Genomic DNA, 6,364 nt, shown 5'->3' with positions numbered 1-6,364 from the left:
GAGGTAGACGCGGTTGCGAACGACGACCAGAACGCTTTGGCCGCTCCATGGCTTGCCTTGCTTGGTGCGGTGGCCTTGGGCGTTGAGTTCGTTGGCGATTGCGCGGGATCCGATCATGGCCGTGGTGTACCGGTCGAAGATTTTCTTGACCACGAGGACTTCGGTGCTGACCGGCGTGAGCATGCTGGTCGCCGCGTCGAGTTCGTAGCCGTGGGGGCGAGGAGTCGGTAGGTGGTGTCGTCGACTTCGGCGATCGTGGCCTTCCTGGCGGCGATGGCGACAGCGCTGTATCGCGGTGGCCGCCGGGATGTCCCGGGGTGGTGCGGCCCGGTTCCCGCCCCTCTCTCGCAGCGCTGCCCGATGGCCAGCCCCGGTGCGGCCTTATTGAATGGTGTAGGTGTTGAAGTAGCCGGTGCTGACCATGCGGGAGCTGATGCCGGGTACCTGGGTGGGCGCGGTACGGTCCGTGGCGTCGCCCTGCCCGAGCTGGCCCTGGGCGTTGTTGCCCCAGCACCAGATGGACTTGTCGGTCCGGGTGGCGCACGTGTGCCGGTAACCGGTGGCGATGCCAAACCACGTCGTTGCGCTGCCGATCTGGATCGAAGTGGTACGGGAGGTGGTGTTGCCGGTGCCGAGCTGGCCGTAGGTGTTGTCTCCCCAGCAGTAGAGACCTCCGGTCGTCCGGATGCCGCAGGTATGTCCGTTGCCGTTGGCCACAGCGGAATAGGTCGATCCGCTGTCCACCTGGACGGGCGAGTTCTGTTGGGTGGTGTTGCCCAGGCCGAGCTGTCCGGTGGTGTTCGTACCCCAGCACCAGAGGCTGCTGGTGGCTCGCAGGATGGCGCACGTGTCCCTCCAGCCCGCGGAGACGGAGGTCCACGTGCTGGAGCCGACCTGGGTGGGGGTGGTCTGGTCGGTGGTGTTGCCGAGACCCAACTGGCCATAGGCGTTGTCGCCCCAGCAGTAGAGCAGATAGGTCGACGCCCGGATGGCGCAGGTGTGTCCGGTGCCGGCGAACACGTCGATCCAGCTGGACGCCAGTTGGACAGGGCTGAGGCGGACCGAGGTGTCGCCGACGCCGACTTGTCCGTCGCCGTTATATCCCCAGCACCACAGGGTGTTATCGGTGCGTATGGCGCAGGTTTGGCCGTCGCCGGCGGCGACGCTGGTCCAGGTGGTGGCGGAGCCGACTTGAACCATGGCCGGTTGGCCGATCGTGGTGCCGATGCCCAGTTGGCCGGAGTCATTGTGGCCGGCGCACCACAGGGTGCCGTCGGTTCGCACGCCGCATACGTGCATGCGTCCCACGGACACGTCTTTCCACGTCGTCACGGCGCCGTCGAGGGTGGGGCTCACCGTGGCAGTGGGGTATCGGCCCCACTGATCGGAACCGAAACACCACAGCGAGTTGTCCGTCTGTACGCCACACACGCCCATGTCGAAGCTTGTGGTCCAGGAGGTGGCAGCTCCGACCTGGGTCGGCGCGAGTTTGTTCAGGCCGTCAGGGATGCCGGACTCGCCGTCGAGGTTGTATCCCCAGCACCACAAAGTGCCGTTGGTCCTGGTGGCGCAGCTGTCCGTGTTTTCGGCCTGCACGCTGTTCCACGTGGTCACGCCGCCGATCTGGCCGGGTGTCGAGGTCGAGGCGGTCCCACCGTTGCCGGATTCGCCGCTGCCGGAGCTACCCCAGCACCACAGCGTGCCGTTCGTCCGGATGGCGCAGGTTTGCGCCCGGCCCGAGGCCGTCGATGCCCAGGTCGTCGCGGCACCCACCTGGACGGGTGACGACTGGTCGGTCGTGTTGCCCTGGCCGAGCTGGCCGTGGTCGTTCAGACCCCAGCACCAGAGTGTGCCGGTTGTCTTGACCGCACAAACACTGGCGAAGGACTGGTTCACCGCCGACCACGAACCGGCCACCTGGACTGGGGTCCAATGGTTGGTGATGTTGCCCTGGCCAAGCTGCCCCTTGTCGTTGATACCCCAACAGTAGAGAGCGGTGCCCCGCATCCCGCAGGTGCTGAACTCGCCCGTGTTGATCACTGTCCAGTTCGTCGCCACACCGACCTGTACGGGTGACGACTGGTCGCTGGTGTTGTTGATACCGAGAAGTCCGTTGCCGTTGTCTCCGCCCCAGCACCACAGCGACCCGGAGACAAGGATTCCGCAGGTGTGGTTGCTCGCGGTGGACACAGCCTGCCAAGTCGAGGTGCCGACCTTCGTCGGAGCATGGCTCAGTGCATCGGCGGTACCGCTGCCCAACTGACCCGAACCGTTCAACCCCCAGCACCAGAGCGTCGCGTCCGTCTTGATGCCACAGGCGTGACTGCTGCCCGCTGCCACGTCGGACCAGCTGTCGGAGGTGTACTTCTGTGGCGAGGTCGGCTCCGACTGGTCCTGCCCCCACAGGTACAGACTTCCCACCGTGAAGTTCGACGCGGCCGACATCTGGTTGTTGCCGTTGGAGGAGGAGCTGGTGAAGGACGCTCCCGCCGCACCGAGCATCAGCGGGGTGCATGCCGCCAGCACGAATGCCAGAAGAGCCATCGCTGATCGCTTCGCGTGGCGAGGCCACGAAAGTCGACGGCGGCAGCAACGGTTCGGCATGACATCCAATTCGACCGCCGCGGAACACATCTTAGGCCATTCCCGGCCCATGTGCGGTGAATCGCGCGCCGGACGAGGTCCCCGTGGATCGCGGCCCGTTCAACAGCAGAACGAGCAGTTCGGTCACCGGGCTCCGGCGCGGCTGCAAAGGGACGATCGGGCGGAAACTCGCGCGATGTACGCGGGCACGCCCGGTGGCCAAACGGCGTCGACTCGCGTTGCCGTCGATCCCGCTGATCTCCGGGCCGGGACGGGTCGCGGCGAGTGCCGGACCGGTTTGTGCGCGGCTACCAATCGCGGTGTCGACGCGCTGGGCGGCGGTGTGTGACCCGACAACTGATGTGCGACGCGGATCCGCCAGTCCGTTGAAGATCTTCCTGCGGTGGACCCTGATGAAGGCGTTCTCTGACTGCTGGAGGACGGCGCATTCTCATCGGCTAGGAGAGCGAGTGGCGATGCGCCACAAACGGTGACTCAACCTAACGCGAGCGCCTCCCTGCCACCTGAACACGTTCAAAGATCGTACGCGAGCTGCATCGAGCATTTAACATAGAGGCATGGATGGCAACGACGCACTCGCTGTGATTGACGCCTTCAATGCGGCGTGGAATGCGCACGACCTGACGGCGGCGATCGCCCTATGCACCGACGACGTCGTGTTCGAGGCGACCAACCCCGCCCCGGATGGCCGTCGGATTCAGGGGCGCGCGGCGGTAGGCAAGGAGTGGAAGCCGATCTTCGATCAGACCGGCGGCCGGTTCGAGTTCGAGGAGATCGTCCCAGCCGCCGGCCACGTGGTACAACGCTGGCGCTACGACTGGGGCAGCGGTCACGTGCGCGGCATGGATCTGATCACGTTGCGCGACGGCAAGATCGCCGAGAAGTTCTCGTACGTGAAGGGCTGACGCCGACGCGGACGACCTACGCCGCCTCCGCCTCGAACTCGACCGAGAGCGTGGTAATCACGCGTTGACGGTGGCCACACGCGGGCGCGGCGCGCATGTGGGCTCGAAAAGTCGATGAGCGCTGCTGACCTGGCCATTCGTGTGCGGTCTCGATGGATCACCGTGGTCGACCTGAACGCGTTCGAGTTTGGATACCGCCGTGGTCCTCGCACCACATGGATGCACAGGTGGCAGGGCGTGACCGAGTAATCGAGCCCCACAGCCACGGCCTGGAGCTAGCCACGGGCAAACAACCGCTCACCCGATCAAGCCTCTCCAGGCACCTCAGCTTGGAGCCGGGCGGGGGCGGAGCGGCGCAGCCCGGCGGTCCCCTTATCGCGATGTTCTGATCATTGGGACAAGTCGCCGGTCAACGCCAGGCCCGCGAGGCAGAACCGGCGGAAGTCCTCCACCGACAAGTCGATCTGAATGCCGGTCATCTCCGCAGCGTTCACCACCACCCGGTCACCGCGGCGGACCGTGTCCGTGCGCCGGGCAGTCAACTGCCCGCCGTCCTGCCGGTCCCCCACCTGCACCCGATCCGGGCGGGCATTGCGCGGCTGGGCGGTCACCGCAGCCACCGGCGCAGCTTGCGCCACCGGACGCCGAACCCACGGCGGCGCTTCGGTGTCAACCACACTGACCCCAGCAACACCGCCAAGCATGCAGTCGAGGCGAACAGTCCTGCCGCTCTCGCCGCCATCCACCCGGTGCGAACGAACACGGCCCACATAACGCTCGATGAAGCCACCCACGTGACCAACCATAAGACGGCCTCGACCTGGACTGTGCTCCACTTTCGGGGTACCGATACCGGACGTTCGGGCATCATGCGCGTCGATCCGTTGCAGGGACTGCTTCACCAGCGGCACCCACCGCGGCCGACCGGCCGCGTCGTCGCGCGCCCCACCGCTGATCCTTCGCCCGCCAAATCTCCACCCGATACAGGTTGCCCAGATTCCATTCGTAGTTGTAGAGCGGCAACTCCACCTCCACCGCCAACCGTTCCGCCTCGAGCACCGCCTGCTTGCCCGGGTAGACGACCGCGTCGACCTCCCACGCGATGATGGTGTCTGCCCACCCAACCCCGACACCGTCCTCGTCGGCACCTTCACCCTGCCCTACGACCCGCCCAACGGCGCCGAACTCCGCGTCCGCAAGCGGGCCAAGGACACCAAACACGTTGGCTACCGAGTCATCAGCCACGCCTACGAAGCCGTCATCGACGACCCCACGAAAGCGGCTTCGCCCTGTTCGTCCAACAGATCTGACTCAGGCAACACTGCTGGCCTCGGTCAGCGCATACCGGCCCTGCACCTCGGTCGCCCGGGACCAGGCCGAAGTCGTTCTCCAACTCCTTCAGCAGGTTGTACACCTGCCGCTCATTGAGCTCGACTGCCTGCGCGATCGATCCGGTGCGGTTGTTGCCGTCGGCCAGCTGGCCAGCACCGCCACATGCGAACGGTGCAGCTCCGGCATCTGCTCCCGGAACGTTCGCCGCGGGCACCGGGTGGTCAAGCGCACCCGGGTGCCTGCCGCCGCCGTGGGATGTGGATACTGCCGCGGCCGGCGAAGACGAAGCAGGACCCCGGGGGCGGGCGACCGGCCTGCGTCCGATGTGACGCTGTGCCGGTCGCCCGAGTGCGCGTGGGGCAGCAGGTAAGACCATGCCGGCCCGCACCCGGTCCCGGGTTCTGTGCGCGCAGCGTCGCGAGTCGCCGCGGCACGCCTCTGTGGTTGCAGGTTGGGCGCGCGTGGTTTACCGGGGAACACTGATCGTTGACATGCCTGACTTGAGTCGGTTCAATAACGTGCCGTGTACCGCGAGAGATCGATGCTCCTACCCCTCCGATCGGTCGTTGCCCAACGTAGTCCCTGTTCAGAAGGGCTGTCGCTGTCCGTGATGGGCGTGGCCACATCTGGCCATGTTGTGTTCATCTCTATTGATCACTACCTCGGATCGGCCTAGCGTCCGAAACGTTTCACCCTACGTCGCTGCTTCTGGCCAAGGAGGCAAGGTGTCAGTGCACTGGAAGATTCGACGGCATCGAAGGGGCCGCCAACTCGCGGTGGACCCCGCCGCGGCTATGGCCAGTCCGTCGGGCCGGCTGCTTCGGGCGTCGCGCGGCCTGCCGCTCTTGATCGTCGTCGATGGTACTGCAAGAAGAGCCGGCCCGGATCGGAAAGCGACTTCGCACGATGTGATGGCCTGGGTCGCCGGCTTCGACCCCCGCCGCTCAGAGAAGGTCCATTTCCGTCATGCACCATCGTCGTGACTTCTTGAGAGCCACTCAACGGCACGCGGCGGTCATCAGTTGGCTGTCCGATGACCGCATGGCGGCGTACGGCAGCGAATTCGTAAGGATGACATCATCCGCGATGACAAGCATCTGGGAATACGAAGAATCCATCAATAAATCGATCTGATCCCAAAATAGTAAATCGATCTGATCCCCCAAGAATAGGAACTGGAGTTGACATGGCCGAACAGTATCAGCGACGAACCGTTCTGAAGGCTGGCGCCGTCGTTGCTGCGGCGGCCGCTGCACAACCCATCCTCGGCAGCTCCAGCGCCTTCGGCGCACCCCACACCGCTGGTGCCTCCAAGGCGACCGGCGTTTCCGCCAAGTTCACCGACAGGTTCATGAGGGCGCAGCATGCGCTGTTGGACGCCCCGGCAGACAAATATCTGTAACTGTTCAGGTCACTTGAGGTCGGTGGTGTGACCGTCTGGTTCGGCCTTGGCATCCACTGTGGGATGATCTTGGTGTGGTGTCTGGCCGGGGCGGTGAGCGTCCTTCCTACGATGAACTCGC

At 65.3% G+C, this 6,364-nt stretch carries 6 protein-coding genes; 2 read left to right on the top strand and 4 right to left on the bottom strand.

The features are described from left to right. On the bottom strand, positions 1 to 183 hold a 183-nt coding region (locus QOI01_RS17845; protein WP_526383219.1), incomplete at its 3' end, for a recombinase family protein. Positions 184 to 381: 198 nt separating this feature from the next. Continuing rightward, on the bottom strand, positions 382 to 2,544 hold the full coding sequence (locus QOI01_RS17840; RefSeq protein WP_526383217.1) for an RCC1 domain-containing protein: 2,163 nt from the start codon (positions 2,542 to 2,544) through the stop codon (positions 382 to 384). Positions 2,545 to 3,161: 617 nt separating this feature from the next. Here QOI01_RS17840 and QOI01_RS17835 point away from each other — a divergent pair. Then, positions 3,162 to 3,509, top strand: a complete 348-nt coding sequence (locus tag QOI01_RS17835) for a nuclear transport factor 2 family protein (protein WP_526383215.1) — start codon at positions 3,162 to 3,164, stop codon at positions 3,507 to 3,509. A gap of 389 nt (positions 3,510 to 3,898) precedes the next feature. Here the strand turns inward: QOI01_RS17835 and QOI01_RS17830 are convergent, their stop codons facing one another. Both QOI01_RS17830 and QOI01_RS17825 read right to left on the bottom strand, forming a co-directional pair. Next, positions 3,899 to 4,303 (bottom strand): hypothetical protein, encoded by a 405-nt coding sequence (locus QOI01_RS17830; RefSeq protein WP_526383213.1) that lies wholly within the window; start codon positions 4,301 to 4,303, stop codon positions 3,899 to 3,901. Positions 4,304 to 4,376: 73 nt separating this feature from the next. Further along, complete coding sequence (locus QOI01_RS17825) at positions 4,377 to 4,754, bottom strand: hypothetical protein (protein WP_526383211.1); 378 nt, start codon at positions 4,752 to 4,754, stop codon at positions 4,377 to 4,379. Positions 4,755 to 6,027: 1,273 nt separating this feature from the next. On the opposite strand from QOI01_RS17825, the gene QOI01_RS17820 reads away from it, so the two are divergent. After that, the gene (locus tag QOI01_RS17820) at positions 6,028 to 6,243 is read left to right on the top strand and encodes a twin-arginine translocation signal domain-containing protein (RefSeq protein WP_526383209.1); all 216 of its coding nucleotides are present in this window, start codon (positions 6,028 to 6,030) and stop codon (positions 6,241 to 6,243) included. Positions 6,244 to 6,364: the final 121 nt, after the last annotated feature.

The sequence above is a fragment of the Mycobacterium sp. genome, assembly GCF_032162605.1.
Taxonomy (GTDB): domain Bacteria; phylum Actinomycetota; class Actinomycetes; order Mycobacteriales; family Mycobacteriaceae; genus Mycobacterium.
The sequence above is the reverse complement of the archived record's forward strand: the minus strand, read 5'-3'. Positions and strand labels throughout refer to the sequence as shown.

Excerpts from the sequence above, each read along its gene's own strand:
- QOI01_RS17835 (WP_526383215.1), top strand. The coding sequence starts at position 3,162 with ATGGATGGCAACGACGCACTCGCTGTGATTGACGCCTTCAATGCGGCG.
- QOI01_RS17840 (WP_526383217.1), bottom strand. The coding sequence starts at position 2,544 with ATGGCTCTTCTGGCATTCGTGCTGGCGGCATGCACCCCGCTGATGCTC.
- QOI01_RS17820 (WP_526383209.1), top strand. The coding sequence starts at position 6,028 with ATGGCCGAACAGTATCAGCGACGAACCGTTCTGAAGGCTGGCGCCGTC.